At 46.2% G+C, this 23407-nt stretch carries 18 protein-coding genes, 9 tRNA genes and 2 rRNA genes; 5 read left to right on the top strand and 24 right to left on the bottom strand.

From position 1 onward, the window contains the following. Positions 1-4: 4 nt before the first annotated feature. A complete protein-coding gene (locus MKY52_RS15495) occupies positions 5-769 on the bottom strand; it encodes a DUF421 domain-containing protein (RefSeq protein WP_341052173.1) in 765 nt (254 codons plus the stop codon). Between the two features lie 225 nt (positions 770-994). Here MKY52_RS15495 and MKY52_RS15490 point away from each other — a divergent pair, with 225 nt between their 5' ends. Together MKY52_RS15490 and MKY52_RS15485 are read left to right on the top strand one after the other, a co-directional pair. Then, positions 995-1387, top strand: a complete 393-nt coding sequence (locus tag MKY52_RS15490) for a TIGR04086 family membrane protein (RefSeq protein WP_042191121.1) — start codon at positions 995-997, stop codon at positions 1385-1387. Between the two features lie 95 nt (positions 1388-1482). Continuing rightward, positions 1483-2322 (top strand): phosphatase PAP2 family protein, encoded by an 840-nt coding sequence (locus MKY52_RS15485; protein ID WP_341052172.1) that lies wholly within the window; start codon positions 1483-1485, stop codon positions 2320-2322. A 94-nt stretch (positions 2323-2416) separates the two neighbouring features. On the opposite strand, the gene yajC is transcribed toward MKY52_RS15485, so the two are convergent. The 11 genes from yajC to MKY52_RS15430 all read right to left on the bottom strand — a co-directional run bounded on the left by yajC (position 2417) and on the right by MKY52_RS15430 (position 14645). Continuing rightward, positions 2417-2725 carry a preprotein translocase subunit YajC gene (gene yajC / locus MKY52_RS15480; protein ID WP_042191123.1) on the bottom strand — a complete coding sequence of 103 codons (309 nt, stop codon included), beginning with the start codon at positions 2723-2725 and terminating at the stop codon, positions 2417-2419. Positions 2726-2774: 49 nt separating this feature from the next. Beyond that, the gene (gene tgt / locus MKY52_RS15475; protein ID WP_042130504.1) at positions 2775-3911 is read right to left on the bottom strand and encodes a tRNA guanosine(34) transglycosylase Tgt; all 1137 of its coding nucleotides are present in this window, start codon (positions 3909-3911) and stop codon (positions 2775-2777) included. A gap of 21 nt (positions 3912-3932) precedes the next feature. Beyond that, on the bottom strand, positions 3933-4961 hold the full coding sequence (gene queA, locus MKY52_RS15470; protein WP_042191125.1) for a tRNA preQ1(34) S-adenosylmethionine ribosyltransferase-isomerase QueA: 1029 nt from the start codon (positions 4959-4961) through the stop codon (positions 3933-3935). A 9-nt stretch (positions 4962-4970) separates the two neighbouring features. After that, positions 4971-7073 carry a SpoIID/LytB domain-containing protein gene (locus MKY52_RS15465; RefSeq protein ID WP_341052171.1) on the bottom strand — a complete coding sequence of 701 codons (2103 nt, stop codon included), beginning with the start codon at positions 7071-7073 and terminating at the stop codon, positions 4971-4973. Between the two features lie 32 nt (positions 7074-7105). Continuing rightward, complete coding sequence (ruvB, locus tag MKY52_RS15460) at positions 7106-8113, bottom strand: Holliday junction branch migration DNA helicase RuvB (RefSeq protein ID WP_341052170.1); 1008 nt, start codon at positions 8111-8113, stop codon at positions 7106-7108. Between the two features lie 36 nt (positions 8114-8149). Continuing rightward, positions 8150-8767, bottom strand: a complete 618-nt coding sequence (gene ruvA, locus MKY52_RS15455) for a Holliday junction branch migration protein RuvA (protein WP_341052169.1) — start codon at positions 8765-8767, stop codon at positions 8150-8152. Then, on the bottom strand, positions 8764-9267 hold the full coding sequence (ruvC, locus tag MKY52_RS15450) for a crossover junction endodeoxyribonuclease RuvC (protein WP_341052167.1): 504 nt from the start codon (positions 9265-9267) through the stop codon (positions 8764-8766). The genes ruvA and ruvC overlap by 4 nt, the downstream gene beginning before the upstream one ends. A 254-nt stretch (positions 9268-9521) precedes the next feature. After that, a complete protein-coding gene (locus MKY52_RS15445; RefSeq protein WP_341052164.1) occupies positions 9522-10241 on the bottom strand; it encodes a BofC C-terminal domain-containing protein in 720 nt (239 codons plus the stop codon). 116 nt (positions 10242-10357) lie between these two features. Beyond that, entirely contained in the window at positions 10358-12484 is a 2127-nt protein-coding gene (locus MKY52_RS15440) for a CocE/NonD family hydrolase (protein WP_341052161.1), read from the bottom strand. 11 nt (positions 12485-12495) lie between these two features. Further along, the gene (locus tag MKY52_RS15435; RefSeq protein WP_341052160.1) at positions 12496-13659 is read right to left on the bottom strand and encodes a dipeptidase; all 1164 of its coding nucleotides are present in this window, start codon (positions 13657-13659) and stop codon (positions 12496-12498) included. 11 nt (positions 13660-13670) lie between these two features. Beyond that, a complete protein-coding gene (locus MKY52_RS15430) occupies positions 13671-14645 on the bottom strand; it encodes an ornithine cyclodeaminase family protein (RefSeq protein ID WP_341052158.1) in 975 nt (324 codons plus the stop codon). 184 nt (positions 14646-14829) lie between these two features. Between MKY52_RS15430 and MKY52_RS15425 the strand changes: the two genes are divergently transcribed. The 3 genes from MKY52_RS15425 to MKY52_RS15415 all read left to right on the top strand — a co-directional run bounded on the left by MKY52_RS15425 (position 14830) and on the right by MKY52_RS15415 (position 18358). Then, positions 14830-15765 carry an aldo/keto reductase gene (locus tag MKY52_RS15425; protein ID WP_076284850.1) on the top strand — a complete coding sequence of 312 codons (936 nt, stop codon included), beginning with the start codon at positions 14830-14832 and terminating at the stop codon, positions 15763-15765. Between the two features lie 264 nt (positions 15766-16029). After that, a complete protein-coding gene (gene fabV / locus MKY52_RS15420; RefSeq protein ID WP_341052154.1) occupies positions 16030-17220 on the top strand; it encodes an enoyl-ACP reductase FabV in 1191 nt (396 codons plus the stop codon). A 217-nt stretch (positions 17221-17437) separates the two neighbouring features. Continuing rightward, complete coding sequence (locus tag MKY52_RS15415) at positions 17438-18358, top strand: aldo/keto reductase (protein WP_341052153.1); 921 nt, start codon at positions 17438-17440, stop codon at positions 18356-18358. Positions 18359-18475: 117 nt separating this feature from the next. On the opposite strand, the gene MKY52_RS15410 is transcribed toward MKY52_RS15415, so the two are convergent. The 12 genes from MKY52_RS15410 to MKY52_RS15355 form a co-directional block, all read right to left on the bottom strand. Further along, positions 18476-18548 (bottom strand) — tRNA-Lys (locus tag MKY52_RS15410). 80 nt (positions 18549-18628) lie between these two features. After that, positions 18629-18707, bottom strand: a tRNA-Leu gene (locus MKY52_RS15405). Positions 18708-18726: 19 nt separating this feature from the next. Next, a tRNA-Arg gene (locus tag MKY52_RS15400) sits at positions 18727-18803 on the bottom strand. 10 nt (positions 18804-18813) lie between these two features. Beyond that, positions 18814-18888, bottom strand: a tRNA-Gly gene (locus tag MKY52_RS15395). A 36-nt stretch (positions 18889-18924) separates the two neighbouring features. Then, positions 18925-18997: transfer RNA gene (locus MKY52_RS15390), tRNA-Lys, on the bottom strand. 15 nt (positions 18998-19012) lie between these two features. Further along, positions 19013-19090: transfer RNA gene (locus MKY52_RS15385), tRNA-Asp, on the bottom strand. A gap of 26 nt (positions 19091-19116) precedes the next feature. After that, positions 19117-19193, bottom strand: a tRNA-Met gene (locus MKY52_RS15380). Between the two features lie 43 nt (positions 19194-19236). Continuing rightward, positions 19237-19312, bottom strand: a tRNA-Val gene (locus tag MKY52_RS15375). 88 nt (positions 19313-19400) lie between these two features. Continuing rightward, a tRNA-Glu gene (locus MKY52_RS15370) sits at positions 19401-19475 on the bottom strand. A gap of 82 nt (positions 19476-19557) precedes the next feature. Then, entirely contained in the window at positions 19558-20097 is a 540-nt protein-coding gene (locus MKY52_RS15365) for an AAA family ATPase (protein WP_341052151.1), read from the bottom strand. A gap of 131 nt (positions 20098-20228) precedes the next feature. Further along, positions 20229-20345: ribosomal RNA gene (gene rrf, locus MKY52_RS15360) — 5S ribosomal RNA — on the bottom strand. A 127-nt stretch (positions 20346-20472) separates the two neighbouring features. Continuing rightward, a 23S ribosomal RNA gene (locus MKY52_RS15355) occupies positions 20473-23401 on the bottom strand. Positions 23402-23407 lie beyond the last annotated feature (6 nt).

Raw genomic sequence — 23407 nt, 5'->3', positions numbered from 1 at the left:
AAGATTATCGATTATCCAAACGGTCAACATAAACTCGGCCTTTATGGTCTATGGAGCAAAGAAATACATCCCGAAAATCTGATACACCCTTTTGGCGGATCTGTGTTCTTAACCAGAACCTTGTTTTTCCTATCATCTCTAAATTATGATCCTGGACCTTTCCATCCATAATCAATGGAATAGGAAGCCCTTCATATCTGATTTTGTTCTTTGGCAGCTTAACTTTCTGACTGCTTACATCTGCATCCTCATCGGTCTTATTGTTCTCAGCAACTGAACTGCTATTGCCTGTTTGATTGGAAGATGAAAGTCCTTTGTCTTTCTCGAAAACGGTAAGCTGACCACTGGGCTCCAGAATCGCAAACTCCACATCAGCAGGACTGGCGATGTTCTGACCACGCAATTGCTGCAACAGATCATCAATATTGTACCTTTGTTTACGCATCTCTCCCCGGTGCAGCTTGCCTCCAGAAATAAGTATGCTCGGTTTACCGTCCATTAACAGCCGAACCTTTCTACTCTTAAGACTGAGCTGAGCAACCACAACTTGAATGATCACCAGTGTGGCCATCGGAACCAGACCTTCGTAAATCGGGCGATTAATATCCTCGATCACAAAAACAGCAATCTCAGCAATCATAATTGAGATCGTTAGATCAAATACAGACAGCTTACCGATTTCCCTCTTCCCCATGATACGCATGCACAGGAATATGAAGAAATACATCAGCACGGTCAAGAAAATATGGGTAGTGATATGCTGGGACATATAGCTTCGCTCCCCTCCACTCTCACCCGCAGACTTGTTTTCTCGGGTGGATTAATGTAACCCTATTCTGACCGCTCAGCACAGGGAACATTCGGAAGCTTACATATTAATTAATGGTAAAAAGGCTACAATGCCCATTCTTGTACTATTGGGGCAAGCCTCCCCATACAATGAATAATAACTTATGTAGATTATTTTTCTAAAAAAACTTTAGGAGGTTGTACCATGTATTTAATCCGGCGCCTGTTCTCATGGAGAATAGCCAATCCTGTATTGTCTGGCCTATGTCGATCATTCCTTTGGATGCTGCTTGGCGCGTTTGTCCTCTCTCTTTTATTATGGGGCAGCGGTCTGAAGGAGCAGGATCTCTCAATGTACACTTATATAGTACACGGCATAGCCGCAGCATTCGGAGGACTAACCGCCGGTCGCAGAGCCACGAACAAAGGCTGGTATCAAGGAAGTCTTACAGGAATCTTTTACGGGATTATCGTTCTGTTAATTGGATTTCTGGCACTGGATAGCTCACCCTCTGGTGTTGACCTTCTTTGGGTTCTAGCTGCGGCAGCAATTGGTGCACTTGGCGGAATGTTTGGGGTTAATTTACAGAAAAGCTAAAATTATTATTCCATAAAATTCGAAACATTCCTTGGAAATATGTTAAACTGTGATCATCTGACTTCATAAAGAGAATCAAGGAGGCTTCGAATGCTTTGTTTTACCAATCAATGAATCATATTGTTTTGTACACAGTTGCATTAGTAGTGATATTAGTATGGATTGGCGCTCGTCGAAATCCAATCATGGCATTAGTTGAAATCGGAAAAGAGATGCTGCAATCCTACAAGTTTTTGCTATTGATGGTAGGCATGTTTGGTGTACTGGTCTTGAATAAATACGAACTACAAATTGAAGAAAAAATGCATCTTACCTCAGACTATACATCATTTGTATTTGGACTAGAGGGGCATTTTGTCCAAGCTGTTCAGGATATATTCTATAGTCCATGGCTAACGCCTATCATAGTTTTCTTCTACATCTTCATGCTTCAATCTGTACTAGCAGCTTCTCTAGGTGTCTATCTGTTAGATAAGAACCGTGTGATGCTGTACGCAACCTGCTATGCTATTATCATTAACTATGCTGTAGCAATTCCATTCTACCTATACTTCCCTGTAAATGAAGTATGGTCCTATGTACCTGCAGGCGTTAGATTTACTATGCTGGATGTATTTCCGAAGTTTGAGCAAGAGTACCGCCCTCTATCCGGTCTCAACAACTGCTTCCCGAGTCTACATACGTCCATTTCCGTTACGATGGCATTACTGGCATTCCGTTCAGGAAACCGCCGGTGGATGGTCATTACGAGTATTTCCGCAGTCGTAATCGTCTTTGGTATATTCTATCTGGGCATTCATTGGCTTACAGATATGATAGGCGGCACTCTGCTAGCAGTCCTAGCTTCAACAGTTGGTGTACAGCTTGCCAAATTAACCTTACGGGGACGTGAAGAATCGCTCACCGTTCGCAGCCGAATAACGGATATGCGTTAAACCCATAGATCACGATGAAAGATGAACGTCAAAAAAGCGGTGTCATTCTCTTAATGAGAAGACACCGCTTTTTATGTACTTTTAAATAACGAAACTATACTTTCTCCTCCACGTCCGTGGCAACGGAGTGACTAATGGAACCGCGATCAAAGGTCAGTTTAGTTACATCATTGACCCGTAGAACCACGATATCATCGGAAATCTCCATGATCGTACCGTGAAGACCACCAATAGTAACGATTTTATCGCCCTTTTTCAGAGACTTCAACATTGCATTACGTGTTTTGGTCTTCTTCTGTTGCGGACGAATCAGCAAGAAGTAGAATACTACAAACATAAGTACGAATGGACCTACAAGACCCAGTATACTACCTCCGCCTGTTGCTGCTGCATATTGAAACATATTTCTCCCCCCTTTCAAAGCACATTAAAACATGGACCTCAACGAAGCTTTAGAAGCCTTTAAGATTATCATATAATCCGTATTTAGCAAAAAACTCATCGCGAAAATCAAGCAGCCGATCTTCCTTGATGGCTTCGCGCACTTTACGCATCAAATCCAACAGGAAGTGCAAGTTATGGTATGTCGTCAATCTAAGTCCGAAGGTTTCATCGGCTTTGATTAGATGGCGCAAATAAGCGCGGGAATAATTCCGGCATGTATAGCAGTTGCACTCCGGATCAAGCGGCCCAAAATCGCGGGCATACTTTGCGTTGCGTACAACGAGTCTTCCCTGACTGGTCATCGTTGTTCCATTACGAGCAATACGGGTAGGCAGAACACAGTCGAACATGTCCACTCCCCGGATTGAACCTTCCAACAGCGCATCCGGTGAACCAACGCCCATCAAATAGCGAGGTTTGCCTTGTGGCAGCAGGGGAACTGTATAATCCAGCACTTCATACATTAGCTGCTTGGACTCTCCGACGCTGAGCCCTCCAATAGCATACCCCGGGAAATCCATGGAAGTCAAATCTGCCGCGCTCTGACGGCGAAGATCCTCATACATACCTCCTTGAACGATAGCGAACAGCCCTTGATCATTCGGGCGAGCATGACTTTTCAGGCAACGTTCTGCCCAGCGTGTTGTACGCTCCAATGATTTTTTCACGTAGTCATATTCCGCTGGGAATGGAGGACATTCATCGAATGCCATCATGATATCAGAGCCAAGTGCGTTCTGAACTTCCATAGCTACTTCAGGAGACAAAAACTTCTTATCCCCATTTAGATGGGAACGGAAATGAACGCCTTCTTCGGTAATCTTGCGCATGTCACTAAGCGAGAACACTTGAAACCCGCCGCTATCCGTTAGAATGGGACGGTCCCAGTTCATGAACTTGTGCAGTCCGCCTGCTTCACGAACAATATCATGGCCCGGTCTCAGGAACAAATGGTACGTATTGCTCAAAATAATATGAGCATCCATCTCTTTCAGTTCTTCAGGACTCATTGTCTTGACTGTAGCTTGTGTGCCGACTGGCATAAATGCAGGTGTCTCAATCACACCATGTGGAGTATGGACTCTTCCAAGTCTTGCTCCGGATTGTTTGCACGTTTTGATGTGCTCATAAGTAATTGCTGCCATAAGTTAACCCATCCTCTTACATTAGTAAATAAACATTGCATCTCCAAAGCTAAAAAACCGGTACTTCTGCTCTATCGCTTCTTCATAAGCAGCTAGAATATGTTCCCGACCTGCCAAAGCACTAACCAACATCACCAAAGTAGACTTCGGCAAATGAAAATTAGTAATTAACGCATTAACTACACTAAACTTATAGCCCGGATAGATGAAAATATCCGTCCAGCCACTACATTCCACTAGTGGACCGCCTTCGCATTGTCTTCCGACTGTTTCAAGTGTTCGACAAGAAGTTGTCCCTACCGCTATAATGCGACCACCTTGTTCCTTGGTAGCATTTATAGTGTCTGCTGTTTCTTGAGACATTACAAAATACTCTGAATGCATAACATGCTCTTCAACCTTCTCAACAGACATCGGACGGAATGTTCCGAGACCTACATGAAGTGTAATATAAGCAATATTTACACCCTTGGCTTCAATCTGATCCAACAGTTCTTTGGTAAAATGAAGCCCTGCTGTAGGAGCAGCTGCTGATCCTTCATGCTTAGCATAAACGGTCTGATATCGTTCCCGATCATCGAGTGTTTCCTTAATATAAGGAGGCAGTGGCATTGTTCCCAGCCTGTCCAGAATCTCCTGAAAAATACCCTGATAAATGAACCGAAGCGTTCGTCCACCCATATCAGCCTCGTCCTCAATAACAGCACGAAGCTCATCACTAAAGATGATAACCGCTCCTGTCTTGAGCTTTTTACCTGGCTTTACAAGAGCTTCCCAACGATCGTCTCCCAGATTCTTAAGGAGAAGTACTTCGGCTTTAGCCCCCGTATCTTCTTTAGCCCCAAACAATCTGGCAGGAATGACTCTCGTATCGTTCAGAACAAGCGTATCTCCTGGTTGAAAATAATTAATAATATCGGTAAAATGCCGGTGAGCCAGCTCCCCGTCCTCCTTATTTACTAAGAGCAGTCTAGAAGAGCTACGGTCAGAGAGTGGTGTCTGGGCAATTAATTCTTCCGGTAAATGAAAATCATATGCGTCTACATTCATGGTCTGTCTTCATTCCTTAACTATAGTAACGTTCTGATAATAGTGTTGCAATATCTGCTTGTAATCATACCCGCTGTCAGCCATGCCTTTCACGCCCCATTGCGACATGCCTAGACCATGACCGTATCCTTGGCCAATGAACAGAAAGCCCGAACTGTTAGTAATCGCTCTGGCTGAGGAATCCCCACCCATCACTACAGTTCCACTACCGTTCACATTAACCTTACCTGATGCAGAGAGTACACCTGCGCTCTGTGAACTTCCAATCGTGCTGGTAGCACCGTCAGCGCCTAATACAGTATAACTTCCGGCTGGTACAATATCAAACAATGTACTTGGCAATCCATTGAACGCAGAACGGAACATATCAGGATATTTCACATCCAGTGCCTGACCATTTGCTTTCACCTGAATCGCTCTTCCAGAAGGACCGCGCTGAGTGACCTGCAAATTAAGGATGCTAGAAGGGAGCGCGCTAGTTGTTTTACCTTGCAAGCTTTTTAGAAGGTCGGCAGAGGTATATGGCCCTTTGATCCAGCTATAACTACCGGACTCATAGACTTTGTCTAGAACAACAGCATTCTCGCCTGGATTCAGCTTACCTACCGCACTTACACTACTTTCAACAGCAGGAAGCGGGCGTACATTGACATCTTTAGTGGTAGCTGTCGCTATATCCAGTCCCGCTGCAGTTTTATTTCCTGTCAATTTAATGTTATCCTCACGTGCGTATCCAGAGGTGCCATTAGCGAGCAGTAAATAATACCACTTCTTAGCGGTCGCGGTAGCTGCGACATCCTCTTTGCTGGGAACGCTGGCAAATGCATCTCCACCATTTCCCCATACCTCTGATGGATCAGAGGTTACTCCGCCACTGTTCGAGGAGAACACAGCCTCTATAACTTTACCACCGCTCATCAATACTTCACCGGCAGTAGCATCCACTGCCTTAATAATAACTGGAGCCTCTGATCCGATTCCGTTATATACCTGACTCAATGTAGAATCTACTACATTCGCTACTTCGAAACGGTTGCCTTGCGCCATTGCATAGCTTCGGGCGGCGACAGCCTGAGCCTTTAGAGCTTCATCCGGCCAACTGGAGGAAACCTCTCCTCCAACCACTGCATACAAATATTGTTCCAGTGGCACTTCATTGATAACCGCTAGGGAACCTCTCAAATTACTTAGTTCCATATTTCCACGGTAGGTACGCTTGGATCTTTCTTCGAGCTGAATTCCAGCCTCATTGCCAACGGCCAAAAATTTAGCATCATTTCCGGAAACCATATAATGATTAGCCTGTGTCTCGCTACTAAGGTCCAGCCCAGCATCCAGACGCATGATTAACCCAGGTGAAGTTGCAGCAGACATAGCAAGCTGTGGCAATGCTGCAGACACTGCGGTCTGAACAGCACCCAAATCTTTGTCGTTCGCAGCTTCGCCTACCCATACCTCAAACTGAGCACTGCCATCACTTCCTGAGAGAAATACCTTCCAGGCATCAAAACCAGCAGCTGTAATACTACTCAGAGCAGTATCAGCTTCTTGTTCCGAAGAATAGCGACCCGCCGATAAATGCTTGTCCCCTTTCAACGCAGGGGTTTGATCAGCAGGAATGCCGAGTCCTGCCTTTACTACACGGGTAAGTCCATCCTTGGCAGCAGCTTCACTGGCATAGACTCCTGTATACAACTGATACACATTGGTTCCATTTCTAGAAATCATATAAATTTGAGGCTTATCAGAGGTGGACTGAAGCTTTTTAGCCGCATCGGCAGCTGTTTTCCAGCTTGAAGTCTCCATTACCTTTACTCTATAACCATCCACACTAACACGAATTCTGCTCTGGGCAGGCACCGATAACAAAGGAGTGCTCCCTGGTTGGTTTGACATCAAAGTGAAGCTTTGTGTCGATAACATAGTTACTACTGGCACGGTAGATTTATATTTACTACCAATATCGGCATAAAGGGCAACTCGTATCGTACTATTAGAATCGGCATGACTGGCACCCGCAGGGATCAAGAGACTTCCCACAGCAATCGCAGCTGCTAGCAATCCTTTGCTTAGTGGAGCTATTCCTCCCCATTTCATCTTCGTATGCTTCATCCAGCATCCTCCTTTTAAATGTAGTTACTGACTCAGTGCTGCTCCGGAGGGAGCGGAAGGCCTAAGTGATGATAAGCGGCCGGGGTTACAATTCTTCCACGAGGGCTCCGCTGCAAGAATCCTATCTGCAGCAGGTAGGGCTCATAAACATCCTCAATCGTCTGACTTTCCTCACCAATTGTAGCAGCAATCGTATCCAGCCCTACAGGACCGCCACGAAAGCTTGAAATCATCGCTCTTAACATCTTATGGTCGATGCTGTCCAGCCCACGTGGATCCACTTGTAGCATCTTCAGGGCTTCCCCAGAAATCTCAGGGGTTATAATCCCATCGCCGCGCACTTGAGCAAAATCACGGACTCGCTTCAATAGTCGGTTCGCAATCCGCGGCGTTCCACGGGAACGAAGCGCTATCTCTTCTGCCGCATCTCCGACAATCTCAATTCCTAAAAGATCTGCATTTCGAGCAACAATGAAGCTTAGCTCATCTATGGTATAGAACTCCAAGCGGCTGACCACTCCGAAACGATCACGTAGTGGCGCTGACAGCAGGCCAGCACGGGTGGTAGCACCTATAAGTGTGAAAGGCGGCAAATCCAATCGTACCGAACGGGCACTTGGCCCTTTGCCGATCATGATGTCCAGCGCGAAGTCCTCCATCGCCGGATACATAACCTCCTCCACCGTCCGGTGTAAGCGGTGAATTTCATCGATAAACAGCACATCGCCTTCCTGCAGGTTCGTCAGCAGGGCGGCTAAATCTCCCGGCCGCTCTATCGCAGGACCGGACGTTGTTCGTAAATTCACACCCAGCTCATTGGCGATAATGTTCGCGAGTGTTGTTTTACCGAGTCCTGGAGGCCCGTAGAGCAGCACATGATCCAGCGCTTCACTTCTCATTTTGGCTGCTTCGATATATATTTTCAGGTTTTCTTTTACCTGATTCTGTCCGATATATTCTCCCAGATAACGAGGGCGTAAACTTAATTCTACCGCTTGCTCGTCCATCATCAAATTAGCGGATATAATCCGTTCATCCATTCCTATCGCTCCCTTTCTTCAAGGATGTGTTCGGCTTTACTTAGCAATATATAATAGCCCAAGTGCTTTCTTCATCAACACATCTACAGTCCCTGTCTCTGCGCCCTCTTTTTTCATAGCGAGCCACACACGGTCCAATTCACTTTCGGTATAACCCAATCCCTTAAGGGCATCCCTAGCCTCTTGCCAAGCTAACCCATCCGCTGCTTCTTCCATTGGAACTGCAAATAATCCCGTTTGCATGGAAGCCATACTGAGTCCGTCCAGCTTGTCCTTCAAATCTAGGATCATCCGCTGCGCCGTCTTCTTGCCAATGCCCGGCAGTTTCGTTAAGAAGGTTATATTCTCTTGGTAAATTGCCGAGATCAACTGATCTGGAGTTCCACCTGTCAGTATTCCGAGCGCAACCTTCGGACCGATCCCAGATACCTCAATCAACTTGCGGAACAATTTTTGCTCCTCCCGAGTCGGGAACCCGAACAGAAGCGTCGCATCCTCACGTGTTTGATAATGAATATAGATCATTACAGGCCCTTCTACTTTAGCAAAAGCATAAGGGTTCGGGCAGAACACCCGATATCCTACGCCCTGCACATCCAGTACCACATATTCCGACTCTAAATGAACGACGGGTCCTCTTAAAAAATCTATCATTTTCGCAATACCTCATTTAATTTAGAATTAAGACTGCTCGAATGGGCATGACATACCGCTACCGCGAGTGCATCCGCTACATCATCCGGTTTAGGGATCGCCGATAATTTCAGTAGCAGCTTCACCATTTCCTGTACCTGCCGTTTCTCTGCCTTACCATAACCAACTACAGCCTGCTTCACCATCATAGGTGTATATTCCGAGACGGATAAGCCACGCTGTACAGCAGCTAATATCGTCACTCCGCGGGCCTGTGCTACTGGCAATGCTGTTGTAACATTACGTGCGAAGAACAACTTCTCTATCGCTACAGCATCAGGTTTATATTTATCAATGAGCTGACCCATGCCTTCATAGACATGCAGCAGACGTTCTTCCTCAGGTGTGTGAGCCTCAGTCTGGATACAACCATATTGGACCGGGGTCAACTTATGACCTTCCTTATCCACAAAGCCAAAACCGACAATCGCCAGCCCTGGATCAATTCCCAAAATGCGCAAGCACGATCTCTCCTCTATAACAGGCAGTTTATTCCACCGTTTTCATCCATTACTCCGCTACGAAGCGAACATATGTATTCCTTCAAACCATTATAGCAAAAATACCCCTTCCGGGAGAAAAAAAGTTTACCCTCTAATGCGAAATGACAACTTTAGGCCTACAATGAGAACCTCAAACTTTCTTATATTTGCAAAAAAAAGCTGCCCTATAGCCATTAATAATGACTTTAGGACAGCTGATATGCTTAAGGATGCTATTGCTTATTCTGCATGACATGTTCGGCAGCCTCACGCGCATAGTCACTGAAGGTGGACAATACGCTGTTGTACTCTTCAATATCTTGTACACGAATGCCCTCATGAAGCTCTTTCCAAATACTTTCCGGCAGAGAGGATTTCAAGGAACCCATATCCATTTGAAAAAAGGTCTTCAGAACCTTTTCCTGTACCGGAGGGCCTTTAAATAATTTCAAGTTCCCAAATGCATCGACCCCGATATAGGCTTCTTTTTTCGTTAGGGTTGATAGATCATTCACTTTTTGCTCCAGCCACAAATCTCCATCGCTGCTGATCCAACCGCTCCATGCAGGGTGTTCGTGAATTATCTTTTTAAGCTGAAGCGGGTTTTTTTCACCTGGCAATGTCTGAACTTCTTCCCCAGATACATACGATATTTTTAAATGAACGGTTCTGCTGAGTCCGCTTTGAGCGATCGTCTGCAACAGTTGCTCGTTTTTTATGGTGCTCTTCTCTTTCTCCTCACCGCTGTCCACGCCTACTTTAAATACAGCTGCGGCCAACTCGCTTTCGGCACTATCCGTCCAACTAGAATCCGTCAGCAGTCCACTGATTTCCTCAGGTACCTGCATACTGCGCCATGCCAGTACAGTAAGAGCTAAACAAGCTGCCCCTACCCAAAGCGCCTTTTTCCAACGTCTCCATCGCTGCCAAAGTTGTTTTTTTATGCGCGACACGTTAATCCCTTCATTCTGGTTTTTCCCTATTGTGACCTGAGAAGGGATCATTTATGCGCTTTTCTGTGAATAATCGCTATTTTATCCTAATTGCAAGGTTGACCTTGCAGTATCGTTCAAGCGTTAGGAATAACCGGCAGCTTCACATGACTTGGATATTCACTATTATGGTAAACAGTCTGCAGCACTGTAATCGCCTCTGAATCTTCATACGGGTTATCACCAGTATTCGTATTCGGGAAAGCAACGAATTTACTGGAAGAAGTAATCGAAAAACGAATTCGGTGTCCTACCGCAAATCTGTGAGCAATATTCGGCATGAAAATATCGTATGCCTCCACTTGCCCTGGCGTGAGCAGCTCTGGTGCATCAAACCCATGACGATATTTAGCTCTGACAATATAGTTAGATAACCGGATAGAGTCTCCATGTTCATTCACATCACTAAGCGTAACTACCCAATCCGTATCCTTACCTGTGCTAGCGGCGTAGATGACAGCAGACAATTCGCCAGCAATAGTCAATTCTTCCGTCAACACCTCACTAGTGTACACAAGAATATCATTTCGGAGCTCATATTTCCGCAAATTTTCAGGCTCCCGCTCACCGCTATCATTCATAGGATCATTTGGGTTATAGACATAAGTATCTTCTGGAGAGTGTTCCTCTGGCGCTATGAGCAGCTTCCCGTCTCCTTGTCCTGAATTAGCCCGACCAGCACTGGAAAGATAAAACGGCGTAGTTGTAGCTTCAACTGGTGTCCAATCCTCCGACGTTCTCCACTGATTCTCACCAACGACATAATAAGAGGCTCTAGGCTCCTGATCTATTCCGTTCGGAATGCCTTTGAGGAAGCGGTCGAACCAGCGCAGTACAGAAACATCATAATCATAGACGACTGCATCATTGCCGAAGCTTACTCCCTCATAATCTCTGGCTCGGTTTGGCCCATGCTCCCATGCACCCAGACGGATTTTACGATTTGGCACATCATGTTCAGTCAGCATTCTCCAAGTCTCCGATACGCCAGGGCTGTCGCCATCATACCAGCCTGAGATCACATACATAGGGACCTGCACTTGATCCCCACGTTCCGTAAAGGTACAGTTTCTCCAGAAATCATCATACTCCGGATGCTGGCTCCACAAATCCCATGGTCCGGATGCTTTGCCGATCATTTGCTGTGGAATCTCCTTAATCGGTCTCGCATCGACGGCCGATTCTGGGTTCACCGTAATGCCCCCAAAAATATCAAAATCCGTCCGGGTACCCACAGATTGTGCAAGCGTCCAAGACAAGAGTGGCCAAGAGCAAAGCGTCCCACCCTTACGCGCTGTATCTACAAACGGTGAGCCAACATTCACTTCATCCACAACAGCCTTCAAATTAGGGTGCCCACTGGTCGCCGCCGAGACAACCACAAAGCCGAGATAGGACGCGCCCCACATTCCAACATTGCCATCTGACCACTCCTGCGCGATAATCCAATCGATCGTATCGTAGCCATCATCCCGTTCATTATAAAAAGGGATCAATTCCCCCTCCGAATCCGCCCGACCTCTTACGTCCTGTGATACCACTGCATAACCTTTGTTAGCCCATCTCATAAAAATCTCCTTTTTCCCATTACGGTCATAGCAGGTTCTCACAAGAATCGTCGGCAGCTTGGTTCCCGGCTGAATGCCCTCAGGAAGAAACACATCCGTAGCCAGTCTCACGCCATCACGCATCGGAATCAGATCCGTACCCAAATCATTTACACCATACTCTGGCTTGGACAAAAGGGGATCATCATAAACAACCAGAGGCGTCAGCTTCTCATATCCTGCTTTAACAATCAGCTCGATGCCATACCGATTCGGCGTAAGAAAGGCAATAATCTCACCATCCAAGGTCACAATATCCAGTGCCGTCTCTTTTCGTAGCGCCCATACTTGTGAAGTAAGCTCACGGCCATCCAATACAGCCTGATACTGAATATGCTTTTGATAAAGATCACCATTACTTAGAACTACCTCATCATTGACCCATTCTGCTTTAGCGTAAGCGTCCAAGTGTTCGTGGATTTTTTGAAATGGAAGGACGGTCTTGAACTGGCTATCCAGCGCATTGTATTGCATTTGTGTTCGTCTGCGTGGATCAACCTTAGCGAGCAAAATTTGTTGTTCCGTAAAATGTATTTTCCCTGAATAAATGCCAGAACAGTAGAAGTTAAATGTAGTTGTGTTCAAGTATGTTGTCATCTATTTATCCCCTATCCCCAAATTTCTTCAAACACGCGCAGCCAGTTGCCACCCATAATCTTTGCAATATCCTCATCCTTATAACCGCGAGCCACTAGACCTCTAGTAAAGTTGATAAAATAGCTATATTTTTCAAGCCCAGCAACGGTTTCAGTAGAAGGTCCGTCTCCTTTGGCAAATCCTAGCTTAGGTGCAATATGTTCTTTAAAATAAACCAAGGACCAAAGCACATCACTCATCGGCCAATCCGTTCCAATCCCGACATGATCCACGCCTACAAGCCGAATCACATATTCGATATGATCCAGCACATGATCAATGGTCGTATGGTTAGGATCTTCATGAACAAACCACGGCATAGCAAAAATACCGATAACTCCACCCGTCTTCGCTATCGCGATAATCTCTTCATCACTTTTACAGCGCATATGTGGATAGATAGCCTCTACACCCGTGTGTGAAGCAATGACCGGAGTCTTAGAATACTGGCAAGCATCGAGCGTGGTCTGTTTTCCACAATGTCCCGTATCTACAATGATCCCGAGCTTGTTCAGACGCTCAATGAATCTTTTTCCATAATTCGTAATCCCAGCGTTCGACTGTTCTGCACAGCCTGCACCGACCTGATTCTGATTGTTATAAGTTAATTGTAAAATTCTTAAGCCAAAATTATGTAACACATCTAATAGGTCCAGATTGGTACCTAGGCCATCCGTTTCTTGCGCTGTGATAATACCCGCCTTATGGCCATTACGCTTGGCTGCACGTATGTCCTCTGCGGTTAAAGCTTTAACTAACCAATCTGCGGAGTCAAACTGAAGCTGAACTTCAGCCATGCTATTTATCATGCTTTCAAAGGACTCTAAATGAAGTTCCCGGTTACCCGCGGTAATTCCCGATTTATACCATTCACTTTTATACTCGGGGATCTCACCGCTGGCCGATAGCTTTGTGATCATTTTTGCTGGCATGCTGCTGTATATCATTGGCTCATCTTTATAGGGCTCACACAGCTCTTTTATTTTTTTAGACACAGACTCTGGAATTGCGTTTGGAGATAAGGGACCTTGAAATAGCAAATCAATATTAATGTTCTGTTCATGCAAATGTACGGCCCGTTCTTCGTCTTGCTCCGTTAACTTGAAATCATACAAACCTTCATATGTGCTCATCATGTGGTCGCTCCTTAGAATGCAATTTCAATACCTTTTTGTAATTTAACAGCTTCATTATAAATGAAATTGGCTGCTGCTAAATCCTCTATTGCAAGTCCTAGTCCTTTAAAAAGAGTGATCTCATCAGCTTTAGCTCTGCCCTCAATATTACCGCTGATCAGTTCACCGATTTCACCGATAATATGGCCTGAAGTAATTACGCCTTCGTTCAGCGGAATTAAATAATCCCCAGATTCATTATGCGCGGATTCAAATCGGTCTACATATAACTTAGCTAACCGTACGGTCTCCGAATCCAGCTCACGATCCGCTGCTCTGCAGGCTCCAACCGCATTGATATGTACTCCAGGCTTCAGCCATTCTCCTTTGAGCACAGGCTCTGTAGATGCCGTTACGGTACAAATGATATCTGCTGGATTAACTGCCTCTTGAATAGACTCAGCCACAAGGATGTCCACACCATATTTACGGCTCATTTCTGCTTGGAAATCTCTTGCCTTTGCAAGTGTCCTACTCCAAACTCTGACCTCACGAATCGATCGAACCAGTAGCATCGCATCCAGATGACTTTTGGCTTGCTCGCCGGTACCTAGAATGGCAAGCACCTCTGCATCTTCTCTAGCCAGATAACGAGTGGCTACTGCACTAACAGCTGCTGTACGAATTGCGGTAATCTTCTGTCCATCTACTACAGCTTTCAGAACACCGGTAGAAGAATCGAATAACGTAACAAGCCCTTGATGGGAAGGTAAACCTGAGCCATGGTTGCTTGGAAATACACTGATGATTTTGGCGCCTGCTACTTCTTCACTCTGCAAAAAGCCCGGCATTAAGCCAATCAGATTGCCTTGGTGCAGCGGGAGTACTTGTCTTAAGCTCTGTATGACTTGTCCTGCGGACAAGTCATACAAAACGGATTCCATCACTGTGATGCAAGACTCCATTGCTAATAGCTCAGCCACTTCATTTTGATTAATAACTAGCATAAGACAAACCTCCTTTACTTCATTGTGGCAACAAATGTGGGAACGCAAAATTATTCTTTATATCATAACTTATACGCTTTAAATATTCATGTATAAAGCTGAAAATCAGCAATTTGTCTTACCACGGGCTATTAGCTATACTTAATATAGTTCATATTCTATTTTAAGGAGCTGACGATTGATTATGTCTAGTAAAATAACTTTAGGTAGAACAAATTTGCAGGTACTCCCTCTCGGACTGGGTGCCAATGCTGTTGGTGGGCATAATTTATTTCCCGGCTTAAATGATGAGACTGGTAAAGACATCGTTCGCAACGCTCTTGACCATGGGATCAATTTCATTGATACTGCCTTTATCTATGGTCCAGGTAGATCCGAGGAACTTATTGGAGAAGTGCTGAGAGAAAGAGGCGGCCGTGACAATGTGGTTATTGCTACTAAGGGCGCTCACAAGATTACTGGCGATAAGGTTACGATCGACAACTCTCCAGCTTTTCTAAGACAGTCTGTGGAAGACAGCTTGAAACGCCTCCAGACCGATTATATCGATCTTTACTATATTCATTTCCCTGATGAAAGCACTCCTAAGGATGAAGCTGTTGGCGAGCTTAAGAAGCTGAAGGATGAAGGAAAGATCAAAGCGATCGGGGTCTCCAACTTCTCCATTGAACAGCTGAGAGAAGCCAACAAGGACGGGCATGTGGATGTTCTCCAATCCCATTACAACCTGCTGCACCGTGATGCAGAAAAAGAACTGCTCCCTTACACGCAGGAGCTTGGCATTTCTTTCGTTCCTTACTTCCCACTCGCGTCCGGCCTTCTTGGCGGCAAGTATAAGCAAGGCGATACGTTCAGCGACAATAGAAAGAACAACCCAATGTTTCAAGGAGCGACCTTTGCCAAAAACCTGGAGAAGGTGGACAAGGTTCGCCAAATTGCCGATGCCAAAGGTGTTGAAGTCGCACATGTGGTGCTAGCCTGGTATTTGACCGTACCTTCCATCGACGCACTTATTCCCGGAGCTAAACGTCCGGAACAGATCGTATCGAATCTCCAGACTCTGAAAGTTCAGCTGACACCAGATGAGATCAAAGCGATTGATTCAATCTTTAAGGCGTAATAGCGCCTTATAATGTAAAGGGGGTTGTCCTTGAAGTCATGAAATGGCTACTGGGGCAGCCCCTTTTCTAAGGAATAGCGTCACTGGAGTCCGCAAGCCTTAATAAATGATCAAGACTCGATAGCGCAGCTAGCCAACAAACAAAAATACAGGGCAGCGGATTCTTATCGAATATCCTAAATTCTTTGTATTAGTAAATATTGTTTGCTATACTTTCTCTGTGTATCAGTAGACTTAAATTTTTATACAAAGGGGAATTCCTTGATGATTATTCAACCTAAAACACGCGGATTTATATGTACAACAGCCCATCCAGAGGGATGCGCCAAACAAATAGAACAACAAATTGAATATGTAAAAGCGCAAACGAAAATTGAGGGCCCTGCGAATGTACTTGTCATCGGTGCCTCTACCGGATACGGACTGGCTTCTAGAATTTCAGCTGCTTTTGGTGCTGGCGCCAATACCATTGGTGTGTTCTTCGATAAGGCTGCGGAAGGTCAGCGCACCGCATCTGCAGGCTGGTACAACTCCGCTGCCTTTGAACAACAAGCAGCAGAGCTTGGACTTAAATCACACAGCATAGTTGGCGATGCCTTCTCTGATGCGATTAAAGAGAAGACCATTGCATTGATTAAAGCTGAATATGGCACCATCGATTTAGTTATTTATAGTGTCGCTTCACCTCGTCGTACCCATCCGGTAACAGGAGAAACCTTCTCCTCCGTTATTAAACCAGTGGGAATAGCTTATTCGAATAAAACCTTGAACTTCCATACAGGCGAAGTATCCATGACCACCATTGAGCCTGCTAATGAAGAGGAGGTACGTCAGACCATCGCTGTAATGGGCGGCGAAGACTGGAGAATGTGGATCGATCAGCTTCAAGCAGCTGATGTCCTTGCAGATGGTGCTACTACCGTTGCTTACTCCTACATCGGGCCTGAAATCACTCACCCTATCTATCGGGACGGAACAATTGGCCAAGCCAAGCACGATCTGGAACAGACTGCGATCCAAATGAATGACCTTCTTTCATCAAAAGGCGGACGTGCCTTTGTATCCGTTAATAAGGCGCTCGTAACTCAGTCCAGCTCAGCTATTCCTGTAGTGCCCCTATATATCTCTGCACTTTATGAAGTGATGAAGGAAAAAGGCCTGCACGAGAACTGTATTGAACAAATGTATCGCTTGTTCTCTGAGCACCTATACGGTGAAGGCAAGGCTACTGCGGACGGAAGCTGCTTGATCCGCATTGACGACTGGGAAATGCGTGAGGACGTTCAGACAGAGGTTATGAAACGTTGGGACGAGCTGACAACTGATAATGCAGGTGAGCTGGCAGATCTTGAAGGCTACCGCCAAGATTTCTTCAATCTGTTTGGCTTTAGAACAGATGGCATAGACTACGAAGCAGATATTGATCCTAATGTCGACATTCCGAATATGTACTAAAATGATTCTGAATACTTCCATATGCTAATTATGGATATATAAACAAAGAGGTTGTCTGCAAAAGTAGTGAATTCTACTGATGTGGCAGCCTCTTTTTTGTACTTTGCTTACAACCTACCTATACGTCGTAGGGCATATTGGCTTAGCCTCCCACTTTGTGATATGGTTTGATAGAATACTGCAAGTTCTAACTTACATTCTAAGGAGTGAATCACTCATGGTTAAGAAAATAAGTGTAGCGAATGGTGTACTTGACGTATCCCAAATTTCGCTTGGCTGTATGCGGATTGCGGATTTATCTGCAAAAGAGGCTGATACACATGTACATAGTGCGTTGGAGCTCGGAATAGACTTCTTTGATCATGCCGACATTTATGCGGACGGCAAAGCTGAAGAGGTATTCGCAGGGGTACTTCAGAACAATCCTGGTATGCGTGATAAAATGCTGATCCAAACCAAATGCGGAATCCGCAAGGGCTATTTTGATTTTTCCAAAGAGCATATCCTACAATCCGTAGAGGGTAGCCTAAAACGCTTGAAGACCGATTATATCGATGTGCTCTTGCTTCACCGTCCTGACACGCTTTTCGAGCCGGAAGAAGTGGCTGAGGCTTTTGACATTCTGGAGAACAAGGGATTGGTCAAGCATTTTGGTGTCAGCAACCAGAACCCGTTACAAATCGAGCTACTGAAGAAAAATGTAAAGCAACCACTGCTGTTCAACCAGCTGCAATTAAGCATTATGTTTACGGGTATGATTGATACCGGCTTTAATGTGAATATGACAACCTCCGGTTCGGTTGTTCATGATGGCGGGATTTTGGAGTACAGCCGTCTTCATGACATGACCATTCAGCCATGGTCGCCTTTCCAATATGGCTTTTTTGAAGGTGTATTCTTGGACAACGACAAGTTCCCTGAATTGAACGAGGTCATTAACCGTTTGGCAGCTGAAAAAGAGGTTACCAATACTGCTATTGCCATTGCCTGGATTCTCAGACATCCGGCAAATATGCAGCCTGTTGTAGGTACAACCAATACGCAGCGATTGCGGGATATTGCCAAAGCATCCGATATTACACTCACCAGACCAGAATGGTATGAAATTTACCGCGCTGCGGGTAATATCCTTCCATAAATATCAAAAGCCACGAAGTACGCTAATATCGTACTTCGTGGCTTTTTTTTGTGACTATAATTGATACCGTATAACTCATATAAAAAAAGAAACGGCATCTGCCGTTTCTTTTAAGGATGGACTCTCAGGGGCTCGAACCCTGGACAAATAGATTAAGAGTCTACTGCTCTACCAACTGAGCTAAGAGTCCACAATATAATGATTTACCTTGCTATACTTGAAAAGCAAAAGCCCTTAGCTTAACGCATAAGAGCTTCGCTTGCTAATTGATACCGGCGAGAGGACTCGAACCTCCACGGTTTCCCTCTCGATTTTGAGTCGAGCGCGTCTGCCATTCCGCCACGCCGGCAAAGTATGAAGTTAAAATATGGCGCGCCCTGAGAGATTCGAACTCCCGGCCTTTTGATTCGTAGTCAAACGCTCTATCCAGCTGAGCTAAGGGCGCAAAATTTATATGGAGCGGACGACGGGAATCGAACCCGCGACCCTCGCCTTGGCAAGGCGATGCTCTACCGCTGAGCCACGTCCGCACACGATATGTATTAGTGTCCGACTCACTTAAGAAGTGAGCCATGAAGGACTCGAACCTTCGACACCCTGATTAAAAGTCAGGTGCTCTACCAACTGAGCTAATGGCTCATGAAGCAAGAAAAATGGCGGAACCGACGAGATTCGAACTCGCGATCTCCTGCGTGACAGGCAGGCATGTTAGGCCAACTACACCACGGTTCCAAAAGATATAATTGCTTGATGAAAATTGGTTGCGGGGGCAGGATTTGAACCTGCGGCCTTCGGGTTATGAGCCCGACGAGCTACCGGGCTGCTCCACCCCGCGTCATTAAAAATATTTAGCTATTCATTACCATAAGAAAGCTTCATGGTGGAGGCTGAGGGGATCGAACCCCCGACCCTCTGCTTGTAAGGCAGATGCTCTCCCAGCTGAGCTAAGCCTCCATGTAAAGAAGCAACTCAATTATCATAACACATTCCAACCTGTAATGCAACATTTTATTTCAGAAGAACAATTACGTTTTAAAGAAATTGGTGACCCGTATGGGATTCGAACCCATGTTACCTCCGTGAAAGGGAGGTGTCTTAACCCCTTGACCAACGGGCCGTATTGAAAACAAAATGTTTTGACAACAAAAAAGATTATATCATGTATTTCGAAGTATAGCAATACCTAAATTAATATATTTTCACTTTTCTTCTATAATAGGCGTTAAAGTGATATCAAGCTTACTAGCTATCATCTTTACGACTCCTAGAGTAGTCAGGTTATTTGTGTCTAAATGGTCTTTGAATACGTCCTTATTAAGCCCTGAGAGGCATCTGTCGATCTGTTGAACGGCCCACGAGTCATTCTCTTCACCTCTAACACCCAATCTCTTGAGCAGCGTCTCTCGTGAGGCACACAAAGTAAAATGATGAACCTCTAATCCCTCATTTATTAGATTACCAGCAATGTCCATCCAATATTCTGGATTGACTATGGTCATAGGTACGATAATCGTTCCCCTATATTCACTAGCTATGTATTTTAACATGGAATGGTTAATTTCACGCCAAAGATAATAGTCCTGAAAGTCACTTTTTGTCATCACATCGGGAATGTTTGCTCTTATGTAATACCCTACATTCTCTGGATCGTATACAAAAGAATCAGGAAGTCTGCGATGTAATTCATATGCAGTTTCTGTCTTCCCCGCACCAAAAGCTCCATTGATCCATATAATCAAGATCTTTATCCCCCATGAATAATCTATTAGTGACTCTATTAAACCACTTTATCATAAAAACTTACAAGCAAATTCACTCTACAAGGCACAACAAAAAGACCACTGTCGATTACTCAACAGTGGTCTTGCGTGCTTGGCAACGTCCTACTCTCCCAGGACCCTTCGGTCCAAGTACCATCGGCGCTGGAGGGCTTAACGGTCGTGTTCGGGATGGGTACGCGTGGAACCCCTCCGCTATCGCCACCAAACATGCGTCTGTGAAACAGACGCTGCCGCGTGAAATTTCGTTCATCACCAGAAGTGAGAATGAATTTCTAAGCGTGTACAGGCTTGATGCCTGAAAACTGAATCCGAATTGAATTTGCATTTTAAGTATAGGATAAGCCCTCGACCGATTAGTATTGGTCAGCTCCATGCATTACTGCACTTCCACCTCCAACCTATCTACCTCGTCGTCTTCAAGGGGTCTTACTAATTGGGAAATCTCATCTTGAGGGGGGCTTCACGCTTAGATGCTTTCAGCGCTTATCCCGTCCGTACGTAGCTACCCAGCCATGCTTCTGGCGAAACAACTGGTGCACCAGCGGTACGTCCATCCCGGTCCTCTCGTACTAAGGACAGCTCCTCTCAAATTTCCTGCGCCCACGACAGATAGGGACCGAACTGTCTCACGACGTTCTGAACCCAGCTCGCGTACCGCTTTAATGGGCGAACAGCCCAACCCTTGGGACCTACTTCAGCCCCAGGATGCGATGAGCCGACATCGAGGTGCCAAACCTCCCCGTCGATGTGGACTCTTGGGGGAGATAAGCCTGTTATCCCCAGGGTAGCTTTTATCCGTTGAGCGATGGCCCTTCCATGCGGTACCACCGGATCACTAAGTCCGACTTTCGTCCCTGCTCGACTTGTAGGTCTCGCAGTCAAGCTCCCTTATGCCTTTGCACTCTTCGAATGATTTCCAACCATTCTGAGGGAACCTTGGAACGCCTCCGTTACTCTTTAGGAGGCGACCGCCCCAGTCAAACTGCCCGCCTGACACGGTCCCCGTACCCGATTAGGGTACTAGGTTAGAACCTAGATACGATCAGGGTGGTATCCCAACGGCGCCTCCACCGAAGCTTGCGCTCCGATTTCTACGGCTCCCACCTATCCTGTACAGATCGTACCCAAATTCAATATCAAGCTGCAGTAAAGCTCCATGGGGTCTTTCCGTCTTGTCGCGGGTAACCTGCATCTTCACAGGTATTAAAATTTCACCGGATCTCTCGTTGAGACAGCGCCCAAGTCGTTACGCCATTCGTGCGGGTCAGAATTTACCTGACAAGGAATTTCGCTACCTTAGGACCGTTATAGTTACGGCCGCCGTTTACTGGGGCTTCGGTTCATAGCTTCGGGTTACCCCTAACCACTCCCCTTAACCTTCCAGCACCGGGCAGGCGTCAGCCCGTATACTTCGCCTTGCGGCTTCGCACAGACCTGTGTTTTTGCTAAACAGTCGCTTGGGCCTTTTCACTGCGGCCCCCTCGTGCTATTCACACTACCGGGGCACCCCTTCTCCCGAAGTTACGGGGTCATTTTGCCGAGTTCCTTAACGAGAGTTCTTCCGCGCGCCTTAGAATTCTCTTCTCGCCTACCTGTGTCGGTTTGCGGTACGGGCACCTTCTCCTGGCTAGAGGCTTTTCTTGGCAGTGTGAGATCATGACCTTCGCTACTGTAATTTTCGCTCCCCATCACAGCCCAGCCTTAACGATGTGCGGATTTGCCTACACATCAGCCTCACTGCTTAGACGGACATATCCATCAGTCCGCGTCACTACCCTCCTGCGTCACCCCATCGCTCATAGCGGATTACGGTGGTACAGTAATTTCAAACTGTTGTCCTTCGACTACGCCTTTCGGCCTCGCCTTAGGTCCCGACTTACCCTGAGCGGACGAGCCTTCCTCAGGAAACCTTGGGCTTTCGGCGGATCAGATTCTCACTGATCTTTTCGTTACTCATACCGGCATTCTCACTTGTATGCTGTCCAGCGCTCCTTACGGTACACCTTCAACCCACATACAACGCTCCCCTACCCCAGATACATACGTATCTAGCCATAGCTTCGGTGGTGTGTTTAGCCCCGTTACATTTTCGGCGCAGAGTCACTCGACCAGTGAGCTATTACGCACTCTTTCAATGGTGGCTGCTTCTAAGCCAACATCCTGGTTGTCTGTGCAACTCCACATCCTTTCCCACTTAACACACACTTGGGGACCTTAGCTGATGGTCTGGGCTGTTTCCCTTTTGACAATGGATCTTAGCACTCACTGTCTGACTCCCGGCAATAAGTATATGGCATTCGGAGTTTGACTGAGCTTGGTAATCCTTGCGGACCCCGCACCCAATCAGTGCTCTACCTCCACTACTCTTATACCGAGGCTAGCCCTAAAGCTATTTCGGGGAGAACCAGCTATCTCCGAGTTCGATTGGAATTTCTCCGCTACCCCCACCTCATCCCCGCATTTTTCAACATGCGTGGGTTCGGGCCTCCAGTGCGTGTTACCGCACCTTCACCCTGGACAGGGGTAGATCACACGGTTTCGGGTCTACGTCCACATACTCAATCGCCCTATTCAGACTCGCTTTCGCTGCGGCTCCGTCTTCTCGACTTAACCTTGCATGTTAAACGTAACTCGCCGGTTCATTCTACAAAAGGCACGCCATCACCCATTAATAGGGCTCTGACTTTTTGTAAGCACACGGTTTCAGGTTCTATTTCACTCCCCTTCCGGGGTGCTTTTCACCTTTCCCTCACGGTACTGTTTCACTATCGGTCGCCAGGTAGTATTTAGCCTTAGCAGATGGTCCTGCTGGATTCATACGGGGTTTCACGTGCCCCGCACTACTCGGGATCCGTCTCGGAGAGAACACAGTTTAGGTTACAGGGCTTTTACCTCTATCGCGGGCCTTTCCAGACCTCTTCACCTACCATATTCCTTTGTAACTCCATGTGAGACGTCCCACAACCCCTAAGAGCAAGCTCTTAGGTTTAGGCTGTTCCGCGTTCGCTCGCCGCTACTGACGGAATCACTATTGTTTTCTCTTCCTCAGGGTACTTAGATGTTTCAGTTCCCCTGGTCTGCCTCTACATCTCCTATGTGTTCAGAGATGAGTAACTGCGAATTACCACAGCTGGGTTTCCCCATTCGGACACCCCCGGATCAAAGCTTGCTTACAGCTCCCCGAGGCAGTTTCGTTGTTCGCCACGTCCTTCGTCGGCTCCTGGCGCCTAGGCATCCTCCGTGTGCTCTTATTAGCTTAACCTTCGCT

The sequence above is a fragment of the Paenibacillus sp. FSL P4-0184 genome (assembly GCF_038004625.1).
Taxonomy (GTDB): domain Bacteria; phylum Bacillota; class Bacilli; order Paenibacillales; family Paenibacillaceae; genus Paenibacillus_AQ.
Note: the sequence above shows the minus strand (reverse complement) of the source record. Positions and strands in the feature narration are given on the sequence as shown.